The organism is Holdemanella hominis, from assembly GCF_014306155.1.
Lineage (GTDB): Bacteria > Bacillota_I > Bacilli_A > Erysipelotrichales > Erysipelotrichaceae > Holdemanella > Holdemanella hominis.
The window spans coordinates 1-24,201 of sequence record NZ_JACRWH010000030.1; the positions used below are offsets into that span (position 1 = coordinate 1).

The following is a 24,201-nucleotide window of genomic DNA, read 5'->3' on the forward strand; positions in this document are numbered from 1 at the left end:
TGGACGTGAAGCAGCTGTCAGAGCATTACAGGTAGCTGGTTTAGAAATTACAATGATCAATGATGTAACACCAATTCCACACAACGGATGTCGTCCACCAAAACGACCTCGTGGATAGTTAAAGGAGGATAACGATGCAGGAATTTGAAAGAGCTTCACTTCATAAAGATTTTGTGAATGAAGAAAACAATACTGGATCTTATATCTTTGAACCTCTTGAAAGAGGTTTTGGAATTACGATTGGAAATACCATTTGCCGTACATTATTAACAAGTGTACCTGGCACACGCATTGTTGGATTTAAAGTATCTGGATTTGATGGAAAAGCAACGATGATCGAAGGTATTTTAGAAGATATTTATCGTATTTCATTAAATTTAAAAGCTGTACAATTATACAATGATGGAGAAGGATTCCAAACATTGCATATTTCAAAGAAGGGTCCTGCAACAATTCAGGCGGCTGACATTATTTGTCCGGAAGCTGTTGAAGTTGTAGATCCTGAACAAGTGATTTGTACTTTAGAAAAAGGTGCAAGCTTGGAAATGGAGATTTATGCTGTAACTGGAACTGGATATAAGAGTTCAATTGAAAACAAAGTGTCATACGACTTTGGTGAAGATGTCGTAGTATTAGATGCAACTTTCACTCCAATCCGTAAAGCAGATTATTTAGCAGAACCTGCTCGTGTTGGGTTGGATAAAAAATATGATAAAGTACATATCAATGTAGAAACAGATGGTACAATTACACCTTTACAAGCTATCACAATGGCTGCAAAGATTTGTATGGAAAACTTAGATGAAGTTTTAACTGTTTCAGATTTAGAATTAGAAGAAAGTTTCATGGTTCAAAAACCTCAAGTTGAGGATGTTAAGAAAGTAAATACAATGATGATTGAAGATTTGGATTTATCTGTTCGTTCTTACAATTGTTTAAAACGTGCAGGAATTCAAACTGTTGATGAACTTACACAAAAAACAGAAGATGAAATGATGCATGTTAAGAATTTGGGTAAGAAATCACTCAAAGAAGTGAAGGACAAAATGTACCAATTGGGATTGTTCTTCAAATCGTATGAATAAGAGGAGTAAGAATCATGTGGAATCGTAAATTGGGACGTAAAGCCGATCATCGTAAAGCATTGTTGCGTAACATGGCAACATCTTTGATTGAAAACGGACAAATCGAAACAACAGAAATGAAAGCAAAAGAATTAAGCGCTGTAATGGACTCATTAGTAACATTAGCAAAACGTGGAGATTTACATGCACGTAGACAAGCAGCAGCTTATGTTCGCAATGTAGAAGTTGATGAAGAGGGAACAACAGCTCTTCAAAAATTATTCAATGAAATTGGACCAGCATATGCAGATCGTAATGGTGGATACACTCGTGTAGTAAAAACACGTATCCGTCGTGGAGATGCAGCTCCAATGGCAATTGTACAATTCGTGAAGTAGTAGTTACTACTTCACTTTTCTTTTAAGGAGAATTAAAATGAGTGATTTAGAACAATACGCAAAAGAACATCAAGTGCCTATTATGATGGATGGTGGGTTAAAGTTCTTGTTAGAAAAACTTCAAGAAAAACAATGCCTGTCATTTTTGGAGTTAGGAACTGCAATTGCGCGTACATCTATTGAAGTAGCTAAGTTAGATCCTAGAATGAAAGTTGTCACAATTGAAAGAAATCCTGACATGATCGTTCAGGCAAAAAAGAATATTGAGGAAAGTGGATTATCTGACCAAATCACATTGATTGAAGGGGATGCTCTTGAAGTAGATGTAGATGGTATGTTTGACTGTATTTTTATCGATGCAGCTAAAGCACAATATCGACGTTTTTTTGAGAAATACTGTATCCATTTGAATGAGAATGGTATAATTGTATCAGATAATATGAATTTTCATGGGCTTGTAGAACATCCAGAATTATCGCGTAATCGCAATACACGCCAATTAGTTCGCAAGATCCATGATTATCATACGTATTTGGCAGAACTTTCTGATTATGAAACAGCATTTTATGATTATGGAGACGGAGTTGCCATTACAAGGAGGAAATAATTATGAATCTTTTTAAATTTTTAGTAGGTGCTGCAACCATTACAGTTGGCGCATGTGCAGTTGCTGGCAAAGTACATCGTGATAAACAAAGACAGGAAGAGTTAGATGAATTCTTATGCCCAGATATTGATGAACCTATTGAAAAAGAGATTCAACCAAGTGTAAGCCCATTAAAAAACATGGAATCGGATATTATGGGATTTAAAGAGGCTGAAGAAGAAATTCTTCCGGTCACACTTACATATAGCTTTGATTCTAAGGAGGCGGCTAAACAATTTCAAACAGAAATTGCTGAAAATGGATTAACTTCTTCGTATGATGATGAAGACAAACTTGTGGATGTAATTTATCATGAGGGTGTAAATGAAAGTGATTTAAAAATTTTGTCAAACACACTTGTAAATGCATGTACAAACACAAGTGCTGAATATAAAGGATTTCATTTTAATAAATAGTGGCTTGAGGGTGCTCAAGCCATTTTAATATGGTATAATAGTTCCGTTTATGGTGGAGGATATGTGATGGAAGCAATCGAAGTTTCACATTTAACTTTTTCCTATGACGGGAAAAATGATATATTAAAAGATGTTTCTTTTTCAATCCCAAAAGGAAGCTATACAACGATTATTGGACATAATGGTTCTGGTAAGAGTACAATGGCAAAACTAATCATTGGTTTATTGGAAGCGAAAAAGGGTAAAATTCAAATTTTAGGTCAGGAACTAAATGAAGAAAGTGTATATGAATTGAGAAGTCATATTGGAATTGTATTCCAAAATCCAGACAATCAATTTATTGGTTCTACAGTGGCAGATGATATTGCCTTTGGTTTAGAAAATCATTGTGTAGAACAAGAAAAGATGCAAGGTATTATTGAAGATGTCGCAAGTCGTGTTGGAATGACGGATTTTTTAAGTGCAGAGCCGACTAAATTATCTGGTGGACAAAAACAACGTGTTGCGATTGCAGGTATTTTGGCCATTGAACCTGATATCATTATTTTTGATGAATCAACAAGCATGTTAGATCCTCAAGGTAAGGCGAGTATCAATGCGCAGATTCGCAAGTTACATGAAGAAAAGAATATCACAATTTTATCCATTACTCATGATATGGAAGAGGTAGCTCAATCTGAAAATGTCATAGTGTTAGAAAATGGTGAGATTGCGATGCAGGGAACGCCAATGGAAATTTTTAAACAAGAGGATAAATTGGCTAAAATGCAGTTGGATATTCCTTTTGCGTTAAAAATTTCGAAGGAATTAAAGAAGCGTAAAATCTTCAAAGAAAATGTATGTCGTTTAGATGAGGTGGTTGAAAAGTTATGTCGATTGAAATAAAGAAGTTAGAACACACATATAATGAAAATACACCTTTTTCACATGCTGCATTAAAGGGTATCGATCTTTCAATTCCAGAAGGAAAAGTTACAGCTATTATTGGGCAGACTGGTTCTGGTAAATCTACTTTAGTTCAGCATTTAAATGGTTTGTTGATTCCAACAGCGGGTACTTTGGATATTTGTGGTTTCCATATTCAACCTTTGTTGAAAATTAAGGATGTTAAACAATTAAGAAAGGAAGTTGGGCTTGTATTCCAGTTTCCTGAATATCAATTGTTTGAAGAAACGATTGGTAAGGATATTGCGTTTGGACCAAAAAACTTTGGAACAAGTGAAGAAGATGCTTCCCAACTCGTAAAGAAAATATTGCCTGTTGTAGGTTTGGATGAAAGTTATTTGGATCGTTCTCCTTTTGATTTGAGTGGAGGACAAAAACGTCGTGTTGCGATTGCGGGGATTTTAGTATTAAATCCAAAAGTCTTAGTTTTAGATGAGCCAACAGCAGGGCTTGATCCTCAAGGTGCTCAGGAAATGATGACTTTGTTTATGAATCTAAATAAAAAAGAAGGAAAAACGGTTCTTTTAGTTACGCATGATATGGAGCATGTCATGAACTATTGTGATCATGTGATTGTGTTGAGTCATGGTGAAGTAACGCAGGAAGCGGATGTGAAGGAATTTTTTAAGCATCCTGAATATTTACAAGAGATTGGGATCAATCCACCTAGTATTGTGCGTTTAAAAATGCAATTAGAAGAAAATGGATTTGAGATGGATCCAGATATTATGGATATGAATTCACTTGTGGATTCAATAGAAAAGCAGGTGAAGAAACATGAATAATGTTGCGTTAGGACAATATATGCCATTAGATTCTGTGGTTCATAAGATGGATCCTCGATCTAAGATTATGATCATGTTGTTTTTAATGGTTGCGATATTTATTCCTGCAGGAGTCCTTGGATATGTGATTATAGGTATTTTTATTTTATTGAGTTTGTATTTATCAAAATTAAATATTAAATATGCCTTAAGAACAATGAAACCAATGTTATGGATGATGGCTTTCTTGTTGGTTATTAACCTATTGGTTATTAAAACAGGAACACCTTTGTTTTCGATTAAGGGATTTACAATTTATAGCGATGCCGTAAATCAAACTTTGTATATTGTCGTACGTTTAATGTTGATGGTTATTATCACAACTGTATTAACAGCAACAACAAAGCCTTTGGATTTGACTTTGGGAATTGAAAAATTGTTGAAGCCTTTTGAAAAAATTGGTGTACCAGCTCACATTATTGCGATGATGATCAGTATCGCGTTGCGTTTTATTCCAACACTAATTGAAGAAACACAGCGTATTATGAATGCGCAGGCTAGTCGTGGTGTGGATTTGGAAAATGGGAGTATCAAAGAAAAAATTATGGCTATTTTATCGTTGATTGTTCCACTATTTGTATCTGCATTTGATCGCGCAGATCAACTTGCAAATGCGATGGAAGCTAGAGGGTATGATCCTTCTAGAAAAAGAACACGTTACAAAGTGTTAAAGATGCAGACAATGGATTATGCTTCCATGCTTTTAAGTGTTGTCGTTCTTTGTGCTTGTATTGGTATTTGGGTATTATGATTGTAAAAGCACTTGTCAGCTATGATGGTTTTAATTATGCAGGCTGGCAAAAACAAGAGAATGCCTTAGGCATTCAACAAGTGATTGAAGAAGCTTTGTATAAAATCACAAAAGAGCATGTAGATGTTGTTGCGAGTGGAAGAACGGATGCTGGTGTTCATGCGTTTGGTCAAGTTTTTCATTTTGAAACAAATAAAAATATTCCGGCTATTCAATATGAAAGAGCATTGAATGCATTGCTTCCTAAAGATATTCGTATTTTAAAAACGGAAGAAATGCCCGATGATTTTCATGCACGTTTTAGTGCTGTAGGCAAACGTTATGATTATTATTGTTCGTACGATATAAAGAATCCTTTTAATTATAAGTATCGTAATTTATTAACTAAAAAATTGGATATTGAGGCGATGAAAAATGCATCAAAAGTATTCTTGGGATCTCATGATTTTACGAGTTTTGCCTCAAGTAAAATCGATCCGAGGAAACCTAGAGTCAAAACGATTTCAAATATTGAAATTATTGAAGAGGGTATGGATGTGCATTTTATCTTTGAGGGTACAGGTTTTTTAAGATATCAAGTTCGAATGATGACGGGTACTTTAATTGCGGTAGGTCAACATAAGATAGGTGTTGATGATGTCCAAAGAATGTTAGATGCAAAAGATAAGTCGGCATGTCGTTATAATGCGTCTAGCTGTGGTTTATATTTAGTGGAGGTAAAATATAATGAGACAAACTAATTTTCATACACATACTTCACGTTGTCATCATGCGTATGGTAAGGATGAGGAAATGGTTCGTGCTGCCATTCAAAATGGCTTTGAAGTATTAGGTATTTCAGATCATACATGTTGGAAATATGATTCCGATTTTGTGGCACATATGCGTATGAAACTGGATGAATTTGCGGATTATAAAGATAGTGTTTTATATTTGAAAGATCGATATAAGAAGCAGATTGAAATTCGTTTTGGCTTAGAGGCAGAATACTTTCCTAAGTATATGGATTGGTTGTTAGATTTCTGTATTGAAAATGAAATTGATTATTTGATTTTTGGCAATCATTATTATGGTACAGATGAGGATCATATTTATTTAGGTGGGGCCAAAGGAGAATATATTAAAGGATATTTCGATACTTGTGTCGAAGGTATGAAAACAGGTATGTATGCATACTTAGCTCATCCTGAATTGATTTTAAGAGATACAGGTGGTTTTATCACGCCTGAAATTGAAGAGGGATTTCACCGTATTTGTAAGACCAGTCAAGATTATAATGTTCCATTAGAATTTAACGTATTGGGTATGCAACACAATATGCGTATGGGGTATGAGGAGTATCCACACACTAAGTTTTGGCAAATCGCTGCTCAATATAATGTGAAGGCAATTCTAGGTATGGATGCGCATAGAATAGGCGATTTGGATCAAAAATTATATAATTTGGCTTTAGAAAAACTATCTAAATTTGATGTAGAAATCATTGATGATGTACCTTCAATTGATTATAAAAAAATAAAAGCAGAAAAGATTAAAGTTTGGCAAAAATAAAGCTAAACTTTTTCTTTTTTTCATTGACTTTTATATGGATATTGCATATCATATTAGGTGGCTAAACTCTGGCCTTTTGAGCCCCGGTAAACGCTCAAATCAAGGAGGAAATTAGATATGCGTCAAACTACTATGGCAAAACCTGCCGATGTAACACGTACATGGTATGTAGTTGATGGAAACGGACAAACTTTAGGACGTTTGGCTTCAACTTGTGCTCATGTATTAAAAGGTAAACACAAACCTACATATACACCAAATGTTGACTGTGGTGATTATGTAATTGTGATCAATGCTGACAAGGTCGAAATGACTGGAAACAAGTTGAATACTGAAAAGTATTACAACCACTCTGGATACTTTGGAGGTATGCGTGTGCGTACAGCTAAAGAAATGAAAGAGAAATACCCTGTTGAATGGGTTGAAAGAGCAATCAAAGGTATGTTACCTCACACTAAATTAGGTGATGTACAACGTGGACACGTATTCGTATACGCTGGTAGCGAACACCCACATGCTGCTCAAAAACCTGTTGAATTGAAGGTAAGAGGATAAGGAGGAATAGAATATGAAAAAATCTAACACTGTTCAATATCATGGCGTTGGACGTCGTAAAAAATCTGTTGCTCGTGTCTTTTTACGTCCAGGTACAGGTAATATCGTAGTCAACGGAAAAACTTTGGAAGAATACCTTCCATTGGAAACTTTACGTATGGTTGTTAAATCACCATTAGAAATCACTAACACAGCTGATCAATTTGATGTGATTATCAACGTACAAGGTGGAGGATACACTGGTCAATCTGGTGCTATGCGTCACGGAATTACTCGTGCTTTAATGGAAGCTAGTGAAGACTACCGTCCAGTATTAAAAGCTGCAGGATTCGTTACTCGTGACCCTCGTGCTAAAGAACGTAAAAAATACGGTCTTAAAGCAGCTCGTCGTGCTCCACAATTCTCTAAACGTTAGTCAGAACATACTTTTGACTACTCTGCAAGGAGATTCAAAACCACTCAAGCCCTTTATATATGGGCTTTGGGTGGTTTTTTCTATATCTGTGAATTGTTCTGAATAGTGTTGAAAAGTCTTTTTAAGCACGCATACAGCACGCTTATAAGTAGCAAAATTAACTCCTCAGTTATCGAAAAGCACGCACAAAATGTAATTTTACAAGAAAAGCACCAGCAGATGCTGATGCGTTTAATATTTTTAATCTTACTAATTTTTTGATTATATAGCTTGTTTTTTATTTAGCAACCAATCCCTGATATCAAAGATTTCAATTCCTTCATATGAATACTTTGGATGACCGGTTTTGGCGATGATAATCTTTGGATATGCATCCTTGATCTGTAAAAGAGGCGCATATTCTCTTTTGAATGTTTCCTCTTCAGTGATATTATCACTTACCTGAATATAGATTTTTTCACTACCTCTTTGGGCAACAAAATCGATTTCTTTCTGATAAAGCTTTCCAACATAGACATCATAGCCACTACGTAATAATTCAAGACAGACCATGTTTTCATATACTCTGCCATAATCCATGTTTCTTGTACCAAGAACAGCATAACGTATGCCAATATCACTTAAATAGAACTTTTCTGTGCTTTCAAGATATTTCTTGCCACGGATATCGTAGCGCTTGATATCATAGAAAACAAAGGCGTTGCACAGGTACTTGATATATTTTCCAATGGTGACATGATTGGTTGATATGTTCTTTTCGGATAGCATATTGCTGATTCTGCTTGGTGAGGTCAGGTTTGATATATTGTCCATAAGAAATTCACTTAAGCGCTGTAATACCTGAGTATCTGGCAGGGAATACTTCTGTACAAGGTCTCTTGTAACAATTGTTTCATAGACTTCCTTGATATAATCCTTCCTGTCTTTTTCGGTGTTGTAGGCATAGGACCCAGCTAATCCACCTTTGATGGTGTAATCTTCAAATAGCTTTTCTATGTCGTGGTTGTTGTCGTAGTAATTACAATATTCTTTGAAACTGAATGGATAGACATGAATTTCAATATAACGCCCGGTAAATAGAGTGGCTAAATCTGCACTTAACAAAAAAGCGTTGGAACCGGTGATATAGATATCATATTTTCTTTTTGAATATAGGCTATTTACAGCCAGTTCAAAATTTGGACACATCTGCACTTCATCAATGAAAAGATAATTCGATTTTCCTTCCACATATCGTTTTTCAACATAGGCATGAAGCGCATGATACTCTTTCAGGTGTTCAAATGAAAGATCCATAAAGTCAATAAAGATAACGTTGATATCATTAAAGTTGTCTTTCAGATACTGGATATACTCCTGCATCAGTATTGACTTACCCGATCTTCTGATACCGGTAATAACTTTTATATCAGGCGTATCCTTCAGATTCTTTATTCGATTTAGGTATTCAGTTCTTTCAATGGTTTTCATAGTGTTGCCTCACTTTCAAAAAATGAATTTTTTTAAACTTTTGAAAGTCATCCTTACTTGTATTATATCCGATTATAATCTTTGTATGCAATATGCCACTTTCAAAAAATAAAAATTTTTAAATTTTTGAAAGTGAATAGTATGCTTTTAGCTATTATAACTATGTCAATGATTCTAAAGAAGCAAACGAATTTGTTTTCCAATGACTATAATTCGTTTATTTCTTTTGTGTCACTGGTTACCAAAGTCATTAGTTGACCATCGTTGTCAATCGAACGCCACTCCTATACAGGTTGTTGTTTATCGTACTGGAAATGAATGTTTGGGAGTCATTGTTGGAACTCCAGCTGCTTTGGGTGAACTCAAAGTGTTGATTGCCAAATTATTTGAATATGAAAACTAATAATCAAGTTAAATTAAAAGAAAAAGACCACAGCCAGCGGTAAGCTGGTTCTGGTTAAAAAGCGTTCGCAAAACGTGTAGCCACAGAATGAAATTCTGTGTTAAAAGAGGCTTTGGATAACTGCACTCAACAAGCAAGTGGAAAGGAAAATTGCAGAGTACGGTTCGGTGTGTATTAACACCGGCATTGCTGGCCTCTTTCCCGTAGGAAAAATAAAAGGAAGGACTCATATCCTTCCACACTTTAACGCCCTACGCTTATGGCGGTAGGAGCCATACTGATTTGGTATTTCTACTTTTATTTGCATTATACACTATTATGCGTATAATCCAAGAATATGAACTTCCTTCATGACATGGACTATTAAAGGATTCTTCTGCTTATAAATATAATTCTTATCTCTCACAGTGTTCACTTCTTTTCTTTGATTTTTTTACTTCTTTAATTATTTCTTCTGGATAATAAACAGAATCAATTGCTTTAATAAGTTCTGACATTTCAATATGAGTATACACGCTTTCCGTGATAGACATAGCACCTTTGTGACCAACTATTAGTTTTTGATATGTTTGTGATACCTGTGCAGTTGCAAGTAGAGATACACATGTGTGTCTGCAACAATGTGGTGTTTGATCATATTCGAATCGAACCATAAATGGATTCCAGTAGCTGTCGTAATAGTTACGATACGTAAAATGTTTTTGATCGGGCGTGTGGAATACATAATCACATTGACTCGATTCATACCAGGCTTTAAAGAATGGATAAATCATAGTACCAATCGGAACTTTACGGATTCCACTTTGTGTTTTTGATTTAGTAATAGTGAAAAAATGTTCATCAAGATTAACATTTTGCTTCTTTAAATCCAATAATTCACTTACTCGTACACCTGTATAACAAAGAATTAAAATCATTTGGATGTATATATCTTCTTTTTGTGACCACAATACATTCAATTGTTCTTTTGAAAATGGTTGCCGATCATAGCTATTCGGATTTCTATCTTTGTATTTGGCTATATCTACAAATTTTGCGTAGTCTGTGCTGCAAAGATTGTTCTTGATCGCATATGCGTACATTTGGTTAAATAAGATTTTAATATTTCTTAGAGTAGGGTAGTTTTTACCACAATTATCAATAATATTTTGAAGATCACTGGTTCTAATATCTCTAAATGGGTATTCGAAGATTCGTGTGCACGTATTATATGCGGCTCGGTAACTATTTATTTTTTTGGCTTCCATATTGTCTTTGAACTTTTCATCAAACCAATCTTCAAAGACTTCTCGAAAAGAGGGATTTCCTTGATTTAAATCGTATGGCTTCTCATGATATTTCGCTAGCATTTGAAGTCTTTCTTCGCGAGTTTTAGCATAACCAATAATGCCAATCACTTGTTTAGTCTTGCCTGTTTGTTTATCTGTATCATAACCTGTTGTTATGCGAACAATATAAGGTCTTCGTCTTCTGTTTGCGTTACTCATTTTTACAATTGACCCATAACCACTAGGCAATCGCATATGTTTATTTCTTTTTCTCATTTATGAATTTCCTTTCTTTTGGATTTGACAATCTTAAAAGTAAGAGCATTTTCAATTGTATCTTTACCAAAGAATTTTTTGAGCTTGTTCATATCTCTTTTTAATTCTCGATTTTCATAAGATAATTCATCTATTGAATTTTTTAATTCAGTATTTTCGCTTTTTAAAAAGATCAGTTGAGTTTTCAGATTTATTAATTCTTTTACAATATCAAATACTTGGTTGATCAACGGTTGTATAAATGCTCTTAATTTGGAAAATTTTGGCTGAACAATATTTTTATGATATGTTGAAGCAAGTGTGAGCTTATTTGGTTCTGGTAACAACCATAATTCTTCATTGTTTAAAGCGTTAAACGCATCATTTAGATAGGGGGTCATATTTTGTAGCGAATTATATTGCTTTTTCAATGTTAATATTTCATGATCCAATTTTGAAATTTCTTCTTTTCTTTTTTCTTTTTTAAAGTTAAGAACATCAAGTGGTTTATTATGTGTATCAAGGTTGACCCATTTAACTTCATACTTATTCATGATTTTGGCAACTTCCATTTTTTCAGCATTCACCCATTGGTTCCACTCTGTTTCTGATCGACTCCCTCCATTAAATCCTTGAGATTTTAAGGCTTGTTTCAATGAAACACGAGTTTCGAGTCCTCTTTTACTTCCTGTAGTAAAAGGAATAAAGTCAATATGAAGATGAGGTGTCTGTTCATCCATATGAAGATGAGCAGAGAATACATAGAGATTCGGATTACGTTCTTGAAAACCTTTCATATACTCATCGAGAATTACTTTTCCTAGTTCACCATTTTTTCCAAGACAATTCATTGTGTCCATATTTCCAACTTGAACAATAACTTCATGGAATAATTTTTCTTGTTTACCCATTCTTATTTTTTCATAATAATTTGGAATGGTACGATCACTACGAGTTTGTCTAGCGTTGTATTTTGTGACGGCATCATCAAATAATTTATGATAAGTTTGTTTTAGATCTTTATTAACATATTCAATATTATATTGGCTTCGATTGCTGTCGACATTACTTGCAGTAAAATCTCTTGCATTGTGAGCGATGCTTCCTTTGCCAATTTTAAAGCTAATGCTTTGTTCCATATGAACCTCGTAGAGCGCAAGGCATCTTTTGTTTATGACAAAAGTGCATTTGCGTTACTTTCGACAAAGTAACAAAGGTTTTATTAAATCCTAGGACGGTAGGACGATAAATAACTATATGCATAAAGTATCGTCCTTATCGTCCTTTTGTTCAACTTGAAAAGTATAGATTCTTCCATTCGAACGGCTAGGATCAATTGAAAAAGTAATTCCTTCTGAAGCTAGTAAGTCCTTGTGTGTATTTAATAATCGCGATGCTCTATTTGCTGCAATTGTTAATTTAGTGAGTTGTAAAAGATTGGAGATAGTGCCTGAATATCCATTGTTTTTAATGATATAGTTTCGAATTATACCTATTTCATATGGCATATCATCATTAATATTTTCTTCGCTTAATGAATACGTAAGGGTTGATGTATCTAAATGTAATTGTAGGATTTCTTCTTTAATATTCCTTCCACCAACTTCAAGCGTAGCACTTGTTTGTCCAATACCACTTCGAATTAAATGTAGATAAGTGCCATTGCATGATCCCACAAGTTTTACACCTCCTTTGGATGAACAATAACCATTTTGAGTTCCGTTTTTCGTATCATGGTTAAGTAGTAAAATATGAATTTTTAAACCATCAGCAATTCCTTTTAAATATTCCATATCTTCTGTATCTTTAACATTATTTGCTTCTGTTTTAATAGTTAGATTGCGAATATTATCGAATAGATCAATAATAACTAGTCTAAGAAATGGATGAGAAATTAATGTTTCCGTAACAACTTCGAGTAATAATATATCATCTTGATTTGAAGAAGTATCTTCTAAAACTATGTTTTTATTGAAACAAAAAACTACAGAATCATCCATTTCAAGATTTATCAGTTTCAATCTTTCTGCAATCAAATCTTCATCGTTATCTAAACAAATATAGAGAACATCACATTGGATCGTATTGTTATTAAGAAATGGAATGCCTTTAGAAACTGAATTTGCGAGTTGTAATGCTAATGTGGATTTACCAGTTTTACTTCCACCAGTTAAAATACTAACCTTATTTCCTTTGATAAGAGAATCTACAATATAGTTGTTTTCAAAATATGTTTTATGTCTGATCTCATTTCCGGTGATAAGTTCAATATTATTATCCATTGAAATACCCTGTTTCTTCCCATACTTTCTTATCTGGACAATAGTAGTTGTATTCGCTTGAATTGTCTTTTTTCATAGCATAGCCAAAATTTAAAACACCTTGTTGAAGACCGATTCGAATGTATTGGGCATCTTTCCCAATGGCTTTTGCTAATTCATTAATAGGAACATTTCTACCTGTAAAAATAGGCGTTTCAATATATAGTTTTGTGTTTTCCATACAAATTTTCCTCCTTTTTTATTTTGTTGGAAAAAGAAATGTTTGCTATAATGCTTACGTGAAGACATTATAAAAACAGTTCTTCATTTGAGTAGATTCATTAGATGCGGTGACCAAACTTTATCTAATGGATCTTTTTTAATGTTCAACATACATAATAAATTTTCCTCCTTTAAAGATTGTCAATGTGTAGCAAGCAAATTATTGCTACGCAAATGCATATACTTGCTACATCAACAATATACTACCTATAGAAAGTAAATGCAACTCAAAAAATTGAAAATACTTACTATTTTTAATATAATGTAATAGGGACAGAGGTGATAATATGGCATTTGCAACTTATATGAAAAACATTCGATTGGATCGTGAAGAGTCACAAGTTAGCATGGCGAAAAAAATGAATATTAGTGTGACTGCACTTAAATTAATTGAGAATGGAACCACAAAATTTCCTAGTGATAAATTATTAGAGAATATATGTGAATATACAAAGAGCAGTCAAAATGATGTGATTATGCATATTTTATTTGATGAAGAAGACATAAAAAATAGATATTTGGCATGCAGATATTTAGCATATATGTATTTATTAGGATGGAATATTACCGTTAGTCCGTTTGAATTACATTTAACAGAAAATTATATGCGTACTTTTGATGCGAAAATTATAAAGAAAAGGGAAAATAAGAATATAGTGATCGTTGCGAGTTGCAATCGTTTTTTTGAGAGAATATCTATAAATGATGTATTGGAAGATAAAAATTTTATTGGTTATTTAGGAGATGCAGTGTCATTAACATTATCTATTATGGATTCATTTAGAGGATTACATATTTTATTTGACAATAAAGATGAAAAGCAGCATCAAATGTATGATTTATTTGAAAAAGAAAAATATCATCATTTAGATTTCTATATTGATGTAGTATTATTCGATCCTGATCGTAGTGAGGTTATTGGTAACAAAAGGGTTACCAAATAGTTTAAATAGACTATGTTTTTTTAATTAAATATTGCGTATTGAATGAAATATAAAATGAATTAAAATTAGGGATAGGAGGAAAAGGGAATGAAAAAAATAATAGCAAGTTTATTTTTGTTATTATGCGTATTTGGCTCACCCGTTATTGAAATCTATGCAGAGGGTGTACAGGACGATAATCCGGTTGAGAATACGCGTAATAACGATGAGAATCAACATGAAGATTCAAATGAGTATGAACCATCATTGTGCTGCGGAAATAAAGGTGAGCAATAGTGCAAGAAAAGTTTAGTCGTATACTAATAGGAAATGTTTTAAAGAGCATTCGGACAGAGCAAAAGATTCCTATAAAAAAAGTTGCACAGAATATGGATGTGAGTGAAGCAACAATTTCACAATTTGAAACTGGTAAGAATAAACCAACAAATGAGAAGATTACTTTATTTTCAGAAATATGTGGCCAAACATTTAATTTTGATTTGGATAGAGATCTAATTGTAAATCATGTATATGATATTTATGATTTGTATACAGATTTAAAAAAAGAAGAGTTGAATGAAACTATTCAAATAGTAAAAGACACAAAGAATATAGCTTGTTCCTATGCCAGATTTGAATATTATCTGATTCTGTATATGGATGCTATCATTAACCAAAAAGAAGTGGATACAGCTTTATACAAAGGAATTATTGAATTAGGAAAGAATAACTTTTCGGTTAGGGAATTATCCATTTATTACGATATAATGGCATTAGAGAAGATATATTCGAATGAAATAAAAGAAGCATTAGGATACTTAGATAAGGCGTTATCTAATAAGGGTAATCATTTAATGATAAATTACCATTATTGCAGTATTTACTTGGATTTAGGGTATTTTAATTTGGCACAGCAGTATATTCATAAGAGTTTAAAAATGGCAGTTCAGCAATTGTCTTTCGATCGATTATATTATTTGTTGTTGAATCAAGGTGTACTTTACATGTATACATCTCGTTATGATGAAGCAAATAAGCTGTTTTTAAAGCTATTAAATGAATCCATTAAAAGACAAAACGAAATCATGAAGTATTGCATTTTATCAAATTTAGTTTTTACTTCGCTAATTCAAAAAGATATAAAAAGCGGATTTGATTATCTAAACAGAATCGATGAACAATTTACAGATGACTTAGATTTAAGAATGTATAAATGTCTTCTATACTATTTTGGCCATGAATATACGAAATCAAAAGAGTGTATTGCTTCTTTTTTTAGAGATGTAAAGGATTCAAAATATCATAAGAGTTTTATCCGCGCTTTAAAGTATATGATGGATAATAAACCTATGAAAGCCATTGCTAATTTTGAAACCTGTTATCAAATCGCATTAAAAAATGGACAATATGATAGAGCAATTTTTGTTTTAAAACAATTGAATGAGTTATATCTTGATCATGGATTACAAAATAAATTAAAAAAGGTGAAAGAATTGCAAGAAAATTTCTACAAAATGTCATATGCAAACCAAATAATTGAAGAAATAGGGCTAAAACTTAATTAAAAAATTGATATTGTTTTTTATAATTACTTTATATTGAAATCAGAAAGAGCTCTTTTAGAAGAAAGGATATTTGAAATGAAACAATCACTTTATAATTATTGTTTTAAAAATGGTGACAATATAATCATGTTCAATGCAAGAACTAATGCATTGGCTAAGCTAAGTTTAAATGAGTATGAACAATTAAAAAAATGTGATTTAGGTACAAAAAGCACAATTACCAAAGAGTTAAAAGAAGCTCTTGTTTATGGAGGATATTTATTAGAAGATAAAACTAATGAACTAGATATTGTTAAGAATAATGTTTTAGCTAGTAGATTTTCAAACAATATTTTGAATTTAACGATAGCTCCAACGTCAAATTGTAACTTTAGATGCCCATACTGTTTTGAAAAAGATGTATTACGCCCTGGAAAAATGACAGATAGTACAGTAAATGATATTTATAAATTCATTGAAAAAGAAATGTCACATTTAGAGGCCGTAAACATTACTTGGTATGGTGGAGAACCTTTGCTAGAAATGGAAACTATATGTACACTTAGCAAACGATTAATAGAATTATGTAAATTAAATAATGTTAGGTATTTTGCTAGCATAATTACAAATGGATACCTTTTAACAAAGGAAGTAATGGTAAAATTGATTGACTGTAAAATTAAAAATATACAAATTACACTTGATGGACCAAAAAGTTATCATGACAATCGTAGATATTTAATAGGGAAAAAGCCAACTTTTGACCGAATATTAAATAATATAAAAGACTTTGGGGATATTTCTTCAAATTGCAATTTTCCATTTATTTCAGTTAGAATGAATGTGGATAAAAATAACATAGATGGTGTAAATGAATTAAAAAGACTTATGACTGATTCACCTTATAATAGGTATATTAATTTTTATATTGCTGCTGTTTATGATAAAAGTGATGTTTACAATACATATACGTATACTTCTAAAGAGTTTAAGGAAATAGAATCAAGTCTTAAAAGTGAAAAATCCAATGATTATAAACAGTATTATCCAGAGGCAATGGCTACTCATTGTGTTTGTGATACATTAACTGGTCTCGTAATAGATGCAGATGGATCACTATATAAATGTTGGGAAGAAATGGGAGATTTAGAATATTGTATTGGTAATATTTCTGATTTTAAATATTGTAGTATGAATCATATTTATTATGATTATATGTTATATAATCCACTAGAAAACAAAAAGTGTAAGAATTGTTCGGTTCTACCGATTTGTATGGGCGGAGGTTGTTTGCATAGAATCTTAAGAGATGGGTATAATCCTGATTGTGATTACATTAGAAAGAATATACAAAAAAATATTGAAAAATCCTATATCTTAATGAATAACATATAGGTCTGTACTAACCCAATAATATATTGTAGCTTAAAATTGAACATGCATGTGAAAAGATGAAAGGAGGGCTTATACATGGAATATTTGATTAAACCACATAACTCAATTTCACCTATTGGAAATTGTTCGTGTACAAGAAATTCAGGAACTGTAACTAATTGCACAAAAAATGCTTCTTGTCTAGGATATATGATTTGTGTAACTCCAAGTGGAAATAAAGTATCTATGGGATAAATAAAGTGAAAACTAAACCGAATTATTGGGATTTAAGCTATAAGTATTTAAGGGATAACATTTTGTTATCCCTTATTATATAGGGAAGGAATATGGGGGGGAATTTATATATGGAAATACTCAAAGTAGAAGGCGTTTCAAAGCAGATTAAAAATCATAGGATTTTAGATAATATTAGTTTTTCAATATTTGAAAATGAAATTGTAGGATTGATTGGGCCAAATGGTGCTGGAAAAAGTACAATCATGAAATGTATTACAGGACTATATCATATGAGTGAAGGGAAAATTACTATCTGTGGATATGATTTAAAGAGTGATTCATCCAATGCGTTAAAAAATATAGGTGTAAGTATTGAATATCCATCTTTATATCCAGAGTTATCTGGACATGAACATTTTAAAATCATGGCAAATTGGAAGCATTTAGATTCTAAAAGAATTGAGGAAATGGAGCAATTCAGTGATTTAAAGGATGGCTTATATCGAGCCACAGAACATTATTCGATGGGAATGAAACAAAGATTAGTATTGGCTTTGGCTATGATGTCCAAACCTAAATTACTTATTATTGATGAGCCTACGAATGGTTTAGATCCACAAGCTATATTTGATTTAAGAAATAAGCTTTTAACTATACGAAATGAAGGAACAAGTATTTTATTATCTTCTCATCAGTTAAGTGAACTCGATAAATTAGCTGATCGAGCTTTATTTATTAAAAGTGGAAAGTTGATCAAAGAGAAGAATATGGACGAACTTCGTCAAAATCATTCGATTTATCGATTAGAAGTTTCTAATCCGAAAAATGTATTGCTCCTTTTAAAAAATTCTTTTATTAAAGAGCATATTCTTTATATGCAATGTGATTCCAAAGAAGAGTTTTCTAAGTCCTTGCAAATACTGATTCAAAATGATGTTTTGGTTTATTCCTTAGCTGAAGTGCATCAGGATTTGGAAACATATTATAAGGAACTATATAAGGGTTAAGCGTATGTTATTAAAAAATGAATTTAAATTTCTTTTTTCAAAAAGAAATATTCTAGCATTGATCCTTGTTTTAATTGGCGTTTTATCCGTGTATTTTTTTAAATACAATACTGAATATGAACAATATGCATCCAATCAAATCATGTATTATTATGAAACGTTAAATGAAGAAAACCAAAGAATCAATATTCTTCCAAAAGAAAAACTGAATGCCTTTTTTAGAGAGGATAGTATTTATTGTCAAAAGTTATTAAGTGATTGGAAAAATGACGAGGATGCAAAAACAATCGCAAAAGATATGTATGATAGGGATCAAAACATTTTAAAATATATTGATTCAGGTATGGATTTATCCAATTTTAAATCGATTCTTCAAAATAATAAACAAGACTTAAAAAAACGAATTCAAATGGAAAAAACATATATTGAAAATGAATATTATGACTTTGTATATCAAAATAAACCGACGGGTTGTTATTTGATGGTGCAATTTTTAAAAGGAAACAATCTTTTCTTTTATTTATTCATGATTTTGATTCTAGTGTGGAATGTGGATATATGGTCTAAAGATTTAGAAAACAATACATTTCGATATTTATTTACAATAGGGAAAAGTCGTAAATATGTATATATACTTCGCGCGTTGTTACATATTCTTATCACTGTTTTTTTTAGTATACTATTTTTCGTTGTATTGTATTTGATTGGATATATAAATTGTGGAAGTGGCATAGAGTTATTGATTGGAACAACACCAGTGATTATTTACTTGTCTCATCATATTCTTTCTGTACTTGGATGGGTTTTGTTTAGTGCTTCATGCATACAATGTTTATCTTTGTTGACGAAAAATAAAGGAATGAGTCTAATGTTGACGGGATTATTATTTGTTTTTATGTATACATATTTGCATATTGAAACTTTATGGGCCTATACATCTTTGTTTTTTATAGGCGCAATATGCATACAGTTCATTTCATGTCTCTATTTAGAAAGATTGGATTTAGGTTAAGTTTATGAGTTTAGAAATAAAAAGTGTATTAAAGAACAAAGTGAGTGCTGTTATCTTTTTCATTTTATTAGTATTGAACATGGTGCAAGTACCAAATTATATGGGACATGAGTATGATGTGGAACAGAATATGAATATTTTTGAAACGCAGATTCAACAATACCAAAGAGCTTTATCAGATATCAATCTACAATACATGGCCGTAAAACATATGAGTGCAGAGGAAAAGGTGTATTGGAATAGTTATCAGGATTATTTAAGCTGGGCTATTGATAATGCCAAAGCTGGATGGAATTTATTTAACAAATATGGAAAAGAAGTTTTTAAAAATAAGGGATTAATAAAAAGATATAATGAAATTACATTATGGGATAAGCTGTATCATTTGGATGCTTTAAAAAAGAATGGTGATCAAAAATTTATGCGCCAAGTTCATAAATTAGGCTTTGAAGAAGCAGACATTTCATTTGAGCAGAGTCGGATTTTTATGATTGGAAGCCAAATATCTCAAAATAAAAAAGAGGAATATAGAACCGTTGAATTATCTGTTCAAGAACAGCTACATCAATTAGAAACAAATACGGAACAATATGTAGGAAAAGGTCCATGGTATTTTTTAGCACACCAGTTAAGAATAGACAGTTCATTTGCGTATTTGTTTATGCCTTTATGTTTGGTTTATTGTGTTGTTGTTTTAATGTACGAAAAAAAGACAGGTGTTTTTGAGCTCGAACAATTAAATGATGTGCACTTTTTCGTACACATACAAGTAAAATTATTTATAGCTTTTTTACTTCTTATGATTGCATCAATAGGTATTCCTTTTCTTTTGCTAGGAATTAGTAATGGCTTTGCAGGATGGGATATATGGCTGTTGGCTGACACTAAACATTTCTTCTCTTTTAAAAGGATGTATCATACAGACAATTATGTCATAAATAATATGTCTGAATATTATGCGACAGAACTAGGATTTATACCTGATTTATCTTTTATTCCATTATGGAAAGCTTTAATAATATCTTTACCATTAATTCTTCTGAAATTAGAACTTTATATTCAAATGGCTATGTTTTGTGTATATACCTTCACAAAAACAGGATTTAATTATTTATCTGGAATAATTTGTATTATTTTATATGTCATCAGTCAAAGAATGGATTTGATATCTTTTATAAATCCATTTAGTATAAGTCCGAGTTTGAGTGTTTTATCGGGTTGTGGTATGCAAAACTGGTTGAATTCGATTTGTATATGTGTCGTTTTTATTTTTGTTTTACTATTTGTGAATTTTGTGAGTGTTCGACAGAAAGATAAGATGAGCTTATGAAAAAAATATTGTTGTATGGTTTTAAATATATTTTTAAATATAAGACTTTATATTTTGTCTATTTTGCATCACAAATACTAATTAGTTTAAGTGAGCTGTTTATTCCAATTATGGAAGGAGCTGTAATTGATAGTTTGGTTAAAACTGATTTAAATATTTTCATAAAAAATATCATTGTTTTAATCCTAATAATGCTTTTTTCATTGGCTTTCTCTATTATTGGATCTTACCTATATTTTTTACTTCAAGTAAAATGTGGAAATGAAGCAAATGTAGATGAAATACACAATTTATATTCAATATCATATAAAAATTTATTAAACAAAGATCCTTCTGTTTTGAATCAAACGATAAATAATGATTGTAATGATATTATTATGTTTTGTTTAAGCTCGGTCCAACAAATAATCATTGCGATATTTTCAATTCTATTTATGATTTTTATTGTATTGACACAGTCAATTCTATTTGTATTTGTTCTACTAATTTCTACGATTTTATATTTGATTATATATTATTATTTTAAGGATAAAATATATAATTCTAATAAACAAGTGTTAGAAAGCACTGGAGCTTATTTTGGTGCATTATATCAACTTGTGTATTATTTAAAATCTATTAAAATGTGTTCGTTGTTTGAAAATATTAAATCCTTTGAAAATAAGGTATTTATGCATTTTTTCTCTGTAAATAAGAAACAACAATTTATAGAATCTTGCAATAACATTTTTATAAATTTAGTGTCTATTTTGACTCAAATTCTAATTTATATAATCGGTGCGATTTTAGTGGTTAAACATCACATTACTGTTGGCATGGTAGTAACAATTACTAATTATTATGCTAACGTTATATCAAACACACAGATAATATTAAATTTTTGGAATAATGTGCAAAAATGTAGAGTTAGTTGTGATAGATTAAGTATTTACCATAATATATCAAAAATGAATGGAAAAGAACTGATTGAAGATGTTAACACTGTGTATTTTGATCATCTTTCTTTTAGATATACAGATCAAGAGGAATTAATACATTACAATGGCTCTTTTGAAAAAGGAAATATTTATAGAATTTTAGGAAAAAACGGTACTGGGAAGAGTACTTTTATACAAGTTATTTTAGGCGTGTTTGGTAATGATTATGGTGGACGTATATTAGTGAATAGTATTGATATGAAAAAAATTGATATGAATTACTTTATTTTTAAGAATGTGGCTGTTTGCTTGCAAGAACCATTAATTATTGAAGATACTATTGAACGGAATCTAATTCCAAATGATAATTACAATGGTAGATACTTAGAATATTTGTTAAAAGGTTTTAATATGGTTGAAATAATTGATAATATGGATGATGGGATTAATACTGTTTTGCATCCATTAAATTCAAATCTGTCAGGAGGCGAAAAGCAAAAAATTGGTATTATTAGGGCTTTATTATCTAAAGCAAATGTATTAGTGTTTGATGAACCAACTTCGGCTTTAGATAAAGAGAGTTCGAGATTTTTTCAACAATGCATTAATAAAATTGAAAACAAAATAATAATAATTATTTCTCATGATGACTTAGAGTATCTTGAATCAAAAGAAAAAAAAGTTTTTTTAATATAGAAACTTCGTTTACAAAACATGTTTTTCAGGTAATCTGCAATTAGATATAAACGATTAAATATGGGCTATAAGAATTGTAATGCAGAAAACTTATGAGTGTTTAAAGGTTGATTTATTATTTATCCCTAATATATTCAAGATAGATAACTTCGAGAAGATTGTTCAAAAGTCAAACAATAATGAGAGCTATTTTAAAATTTGAAGTGGTCTTGTTCGTGGATATGATAGTAGCTCTGTCTAAATGAATTCGGTGGATCTATTTTATGGATTTGGTGGTTCCACGCAACTTTAAATATTCAAATATACCAGAAAGATCGGATCATATAATAAATATCTAAAATGCACTTTAAGCACGCGTATAAGACGCAAAAATAACTGAATGTGCTTTAAATAAAGAAACATTCAGTTCTCTAAACGTTAGTATTTTACTACTTAAGAGAAAGCAAAAGCCTTTATATAAAGGCTTTTTTCTTTTGTCAAAATACTATGAAATCGTATGCGTAGGACACAAGTAGGCCACAAATTTTTATGTTCAATTTATCGCATCCAACAGTGTTTGATAATGCATATGAGTATATACTTTTTCTGTCAAACTCATGGCTCACTTATGACCTACAATCTTCTTGATCGTGGTTGGATTCACATCCGCTTTTGTCAGTAACGATATACAAGTATGTCTTATATCATGCGGTGTGTGCTTCATTTTTGTTCGTTCCATGATTGGATTCAAGTAAGTATCACGTTAATTATATTATCGTACAAGAAATATCAAGATCACTCTTTTATGGGTGGTCTTTTTCTTTCAATTAAAAAAAAGCATCCATAGGGATGCTTCAGATTGTTGACAAAAGCCTATACCTTTTCGTAAGGACATAGGCTTTTTATTGTATATAGGCAATTTTCGAAATGAAATTGTCTTTTTTTGTATATTTTGAAGGATATATTGAATTTTTTGATGGCTTTCTTCTATATTTTCCTCTCCAAAGGGACATTTTCTTCAGATTATGGCACGCAAAAATCAACCAAGCATTCTGTTGGTTTTTCTTCAAGCCTTTTAACCTTGTGAAGCGTAGTCCATTGTTTTCTTTACAGTCCGCAAATACTCGTTCAATGGTTTCTTTTCTCTGTGGATAAATTTCTTTCCATTCCATAGTATGACGGATCTCATCGGCATATTCTCTAAACTCTTCCCATAGGTGACGTTCGATAACTTTTGTCATGTTCTTACTCTTTGTACATTTGTTTCTAAGAGGACAATCCTTGCAGTCTTTTGGATCCGATTTATATTGTCTGTATCCATTTCTTGTAGTAGTTGTATACATTAGGATCTTATCATTTGGACATAGATAACAGTCGTATTCTTCATCATAGACATATTCGTATTTTTTAAAGAAGCCTTTTTTGGTCATTGGTCTTTTATATGGCATATAAGGAATCTGATCATTTTGTACAATGGCTCTGCATATTGCGGGTGTCATGTATCCGGCATCCAGCGAAACATTCTTAATCAGGTATCCATATTTTCCATTGATCAATTTTTCATAGGCATCAAAAAAACTAACACTATCATGTACATTTCCAGGAACTGTTGTAACTGCCAGTACGAACGAATTCTTATCGCAGAAAGTTTGATGCGAGTACGCAAAACATTTCTCCT

At 31.6% G+C, this 24,201-nt stretch carries 27 protein-coding genes and 1 pseudogene; 22 read left to right on the forward strand and 6 right to left on the reverse strand.

The window, feature by feature from the left end:
- From rpsK to rpsI, 12 genes and pseudogenes are all read left to right on the forward strand, one after another.
- On the forward strand, window positions 1-118 hold a 118-nt coding region (rpsK, locus tag H8911_RS07540; RefSeq protein WP_186999223.1), incomplete at its 5' end, for a 30S ribosomal protein S11.
- 16 nt (window positions 119-134) lie between these two features.
- On the forward strand, window positions 135-1,085 hold the full coding sequence (locus H8911_RS07545; protein ID WP_117925855.1) for a DNA-directed RNA polymerase subunit alpha: 951 nt from the start codon (window positions 135-137) through the stop codon (window positions 1,083-1,085).
- Between the two features lie 14 nt (window positions 1,086-1,099).
- Window positions 1,100-1,462, forward strand: a complete 363-nt coding sequence (gene rplQ, locus H8911_RS07550; protein ID WP_117571636.1) for a 50S ribosomal protein L17 — start codon at window positions 1,100-1,102, stop codon at window positions 1,460-1,462.
- Between the two features lie 19 nt (window positions 1,463-1,481).
- Window positions 1,482-2,069: pseudogene (locus H8911_RS07555) on the forward strand (O-methyltransferase); the annotation flags it as partial.
- A gap of 2 nt (window positions 2,070-2,071) precedes the next feature.
- Window positions 2,072-2,524, forward strand: a complete 453-nt coding sequence (locus H8911_RS07560; RefSeq protein WP_186999224.1) for a hypothetical protein — start codon at window positions 2,072-2,074, stop codon at window positions 2,522-2,524.
- Between the two features lie 66 nt (window positions 2,525-2,590).
- Entirely contained in the window at window positions 2,591-3,409 is an 819-nt protein-coding gene (locus tag H8911_RS07565) for an energy-coupling factor transporter ATPase (RefSeq protein ID WP_186999225.1), read from the forward strand.
- Complete coding sequence (locus H8911_RS07570; protein ID WP_118320645.1) at window positions 3,394-4,254, forward strand: energy-coupling factor transporter ATPase; 861 nt, start codon at window positions 3,394-3,396, stop codon at window positions 4,252-4,254. Before H8911_RS07565 ends, H8911_RS07570 begins: the two co-directional genes overlap by 16 nt.
- Window positions 4,247-5,044 carry an energy-coupling factor transporter transmembrane component T family protein gene (locus H8911_RS07575; RefSeq protein WP_186999226.1) on the forward strand — a complete coding sequence of 266 codons (798 nt, stop codon included), beginning with the start codon at window positions 4,247-4,249 and terminating at the stop codon, window positions 5,042-5,044. The genes H8911_RS07570 and H8911_RS07575 overlap by 8 nt, the downstream gene beginning before the upstream one ends.
- A complete protein-coding gene (truA, locus tag H8911_RS07580; protein WP_118012565.1) occupies window positions 5,041-5,784 on the forward strand; it encodes a tRNA pseudouridine(38-40) synthase TruA in 744 nt (247 codons plus the stop codon). Before H8911_RS07575 ends, truA begins: the two co-directional genes overlap by 4 nt.
- Window positions 5,771-6,595: a histidinol-phosphatase gene (locus H8911_RS07585; RefSeq protein WP_186999227.1), complete on the forward strand. Its 825-nt coding sequence runs from the start codon at window positions 5,771-5,773 to the stop codon at window positions 6,593-6,595. The genes truA and H8911_RS07585 overlap by 14 nt, the downstream gene beginning before the upstream one ends.
- A 117-nt stretch (window positions 6,596-6,712) precedes the next feature.
- The gene (rplM, locus tag H8911_RS07590) at window positions 6,713-7,150 is read left to right on the forward strand and encodes a 50S ribosomal protein L13 (protein WP_003864733.1); all 438 of its coding nucleotides are present in this window, start codon (window positions 6,713-6,715) and stop codon (window positions 7,148-7,150) included.
- Between the two features lie 13 nt (window positions 7,151-7,163).
- Window positions 7,164-7,565 carry a 30S ribosomal protein S9 gene (rpsI, locus tag H8911_RS07595; protein ID WP_003864732.1) on the forward strand — a complete coding sequence of 134 codons (402 nt, stop codon included), beginning with the start codon at window positions 7,164-7,166 and terminating at the stop codon, window positions 7,563-7,565.
- A 261-nt stretch (window positions 7,566-7,826) separates the two neighbouring features.
- Here rpsI and H8911_RS07600 read toward each other — a convergent pair whose 3' ends face one another.
- Window positions 7,827-9,035: an ATP-binding protein gene (locus H8911_RS07600; protein ID WP_003864731.1), complete on the reverse strand. Its 1,209-nt coding sequence runs from the start codon at window positions 9,033-9,035 to the stop codon at window positions 7,827-7,829.
- Window positions 9,036-9,237: 202 nt separating this feature from the next.
- On the opposite strand from H8911_RS07600, the gene H8911_RS07605 reads away from it, so the two are divergent.
- Complete coding sequence (locus H8911_RS07605; RefSeq protein ID WP_003864730.1) at window positions 9,238-9,438, forward strand: hypothetical protein; 201 nt, start codon at window positions 9,238-9,240, stop codon at window positions 9,436-9,438.
- 395 nt (window positions 9,439-9,833) lie between these two features.
- Here H8911_RS07605 and H8911_RS07610 read toward each other — a convergent pair whose 3' ends face one another.
- The 4 genes from H8911_RS07610 to H8911_RS07625 form a co-directional block, all read right to left on the reverse strand.
- Window positions 9,834-10,982, reverse strand: a complete 1,149-nt coding sequence (locus tag H8911_RS07610) for a tyrosine-type recombinase/integrase (RefSeq protein WP_186999228.1) — start codon at window positions 10,980-10,982, stop codon at window positions 9,834-9,836.
- Window positions 10,979-12,100 carry a plasmid recombination protein gene (locus H8911_RS07615; protein ID WP_003864728.1) on the reverse strand — a complete coding sequence of 374 codons (1,122 nt, stop codon included), beginning with the start codon at window positions 12,098-12,100 and terminating at the stop codon, window positions 10,979-10,981. Before H8911_RS07615 ends, H8911_RS07610 begins: the two co-directional genes overlap by 4 nt.
- A gap of 114 nt (window positions 12,101-12,214) precedes the next feature.
- A complete protein-coding gene (locus H8911_RS07620) occupies window positions 12,215-13,243 on the reverse strand; it encodes an AAA family ATPase (protein WP_186999229.1) in 1,029 nt (342 codons plus the stop codon).
- Complete coding sequence (locus H8911_RS07625) at window positions 13,236-13,463, reverse strand: hypothetical protein (RefSeq protein ID WP_186999230.1); 228 nt, start codon at window positions 13,461-13,463, stop codon at window positions 13,236-13,238. The genes H8911_RS07620 and H8911_RS07625 overlap by 8 nt, the downstream gene beginning before the upstream one ends.
- A gap of 328 nt (window positions 13,464-13,791) precedes the next feature.
- On the opposite strand from H8911_RS07625, the gene H8911_RS07630 reads away from it, so the two are divergent.
- The 9 genes from H8911_RS07630 to H8911_RS07670 all read left to right on the forward strand — a co-directional run bounded on the left by H8911_RS07630 (window position 13,792) and on the right by H8911_RS07670 (window position 22,544).
- Window positions 13,792-14,448, forward strand: coding sequence for a helix-turn-helix domain-containing protein (locus tag H8911_RS07630; RefSeq protein ID WP_003864725.1), 657 nt, complete (start codon window positions 13,792-13,794; stop codon window positions 14,446-14,448).
- An 87-nt stretch (window positions 14,449-14,535) separates the two neighbouring features.
- Entirely contained in the window at window positions 14,536-14,724 is a 189-nt protein-coding gene (locus H8911_RS07635; RefSeq protein ID WP_003864724.1) for a hypothetical protein, read from the forward strand.
- The gene (locus tag H8911_RS07640; protein WP_003864723.1) at window positions 14,724-15,992 is read left to right on the forward strand and encodes a helix-turn-helix domain-containing protein; all 1,269 of its coding nucleotides are present in this window, start codon (window positions 14,724-14,726) and stop codon (window positions 15,990-15,992) included. Before H8911_RS07635 ends, H8911_RS07640 begins: the two co-directional genes overlap by 1 nt.
- Before the next feature lie 33 nt (window positions 15,993-16,025).
- Complete coding sequence (locus tag H8911_RS07645; RefSeq protein ID WP_003864722.1) at window positions 16,026-17,366, forward strand: radical SAM/SPASM domain-containing protein; 1,341 nt, start codon at window positions 16,026-16,028, stop codon at window positions 17,364-17,366.
- Window positions 17,367-17,441: 75 nt separating this feature from the next.
- Window positions 17,442-17,600, forward strand: a complete 159-nt coding sequence (locus H8911_RS07650) for a hypothetical protein (protein WP_003864721.1) — start codon at window positions 17,442-17,444, stop codon at window positions 17,598-17,600.
- Window positions 17,601-17,710: 110 nt separating this feature from the next.
- Entirely contained in the window at window positions 17,711-18,589 is an 879-nt protein-coding gene (locus tag H8911_RS07655; RefSeq protein ID WP_147587365.1) for an ABC transporter ATP-binding protein, read from the forward strand.
- Window positions 18,590-18,593: 4 nt separating this feature from the next.
- On the forward strand, window positions 18,594-19,601 hold the full coding sequence (locus tag H8911_RS07660) for an ABC transporter permease (protein ID WP_003864719.1): 1,008 nt from the start codon (window positions 18,594-18,596) through the stop codon (window positions 19,599-19,601).
- Window positions 19,602-19,605: 4 nt separating this feature from the next.
- Window positions 19,606-20,931, forward strand: coding sequence for a hypothetical protein (locus tag H8911_RS07665; RefSeq protein WP_003864718.1), 1,326 nt, complete (start codon window positions 19,606-19,608; stop codon window positions 20,929-20,931).
- A complete protein-coding gene (locus H8911_RS07670; RefSeq protein WP_186999231.1) occupies window positions 20,928-22,544 on the forward strand; it encodes an ATP-binding cassette domain-containing protein in 1,617 nt (538 codons plus the stop codon). Before H8911_RS07665 ends, H8911_RS07670 begins: the two co-directional genes overlap by 4 nt.
- An 881-nt stretch (window positions 22,545-23,425) precedes the next feature.
- On the opposite strand, the gene H8911_RS07675 is transcribed toward H8911_RS07670, so the two are convergent.
- Window positions 23,426-24,201, reverse strand: a 776-nt coding sequence (locus H8911_RS07675; RefSeq protein WP_186999232.1) for a transposase, incomplete at its 5' end; no start/stop codon positions are given.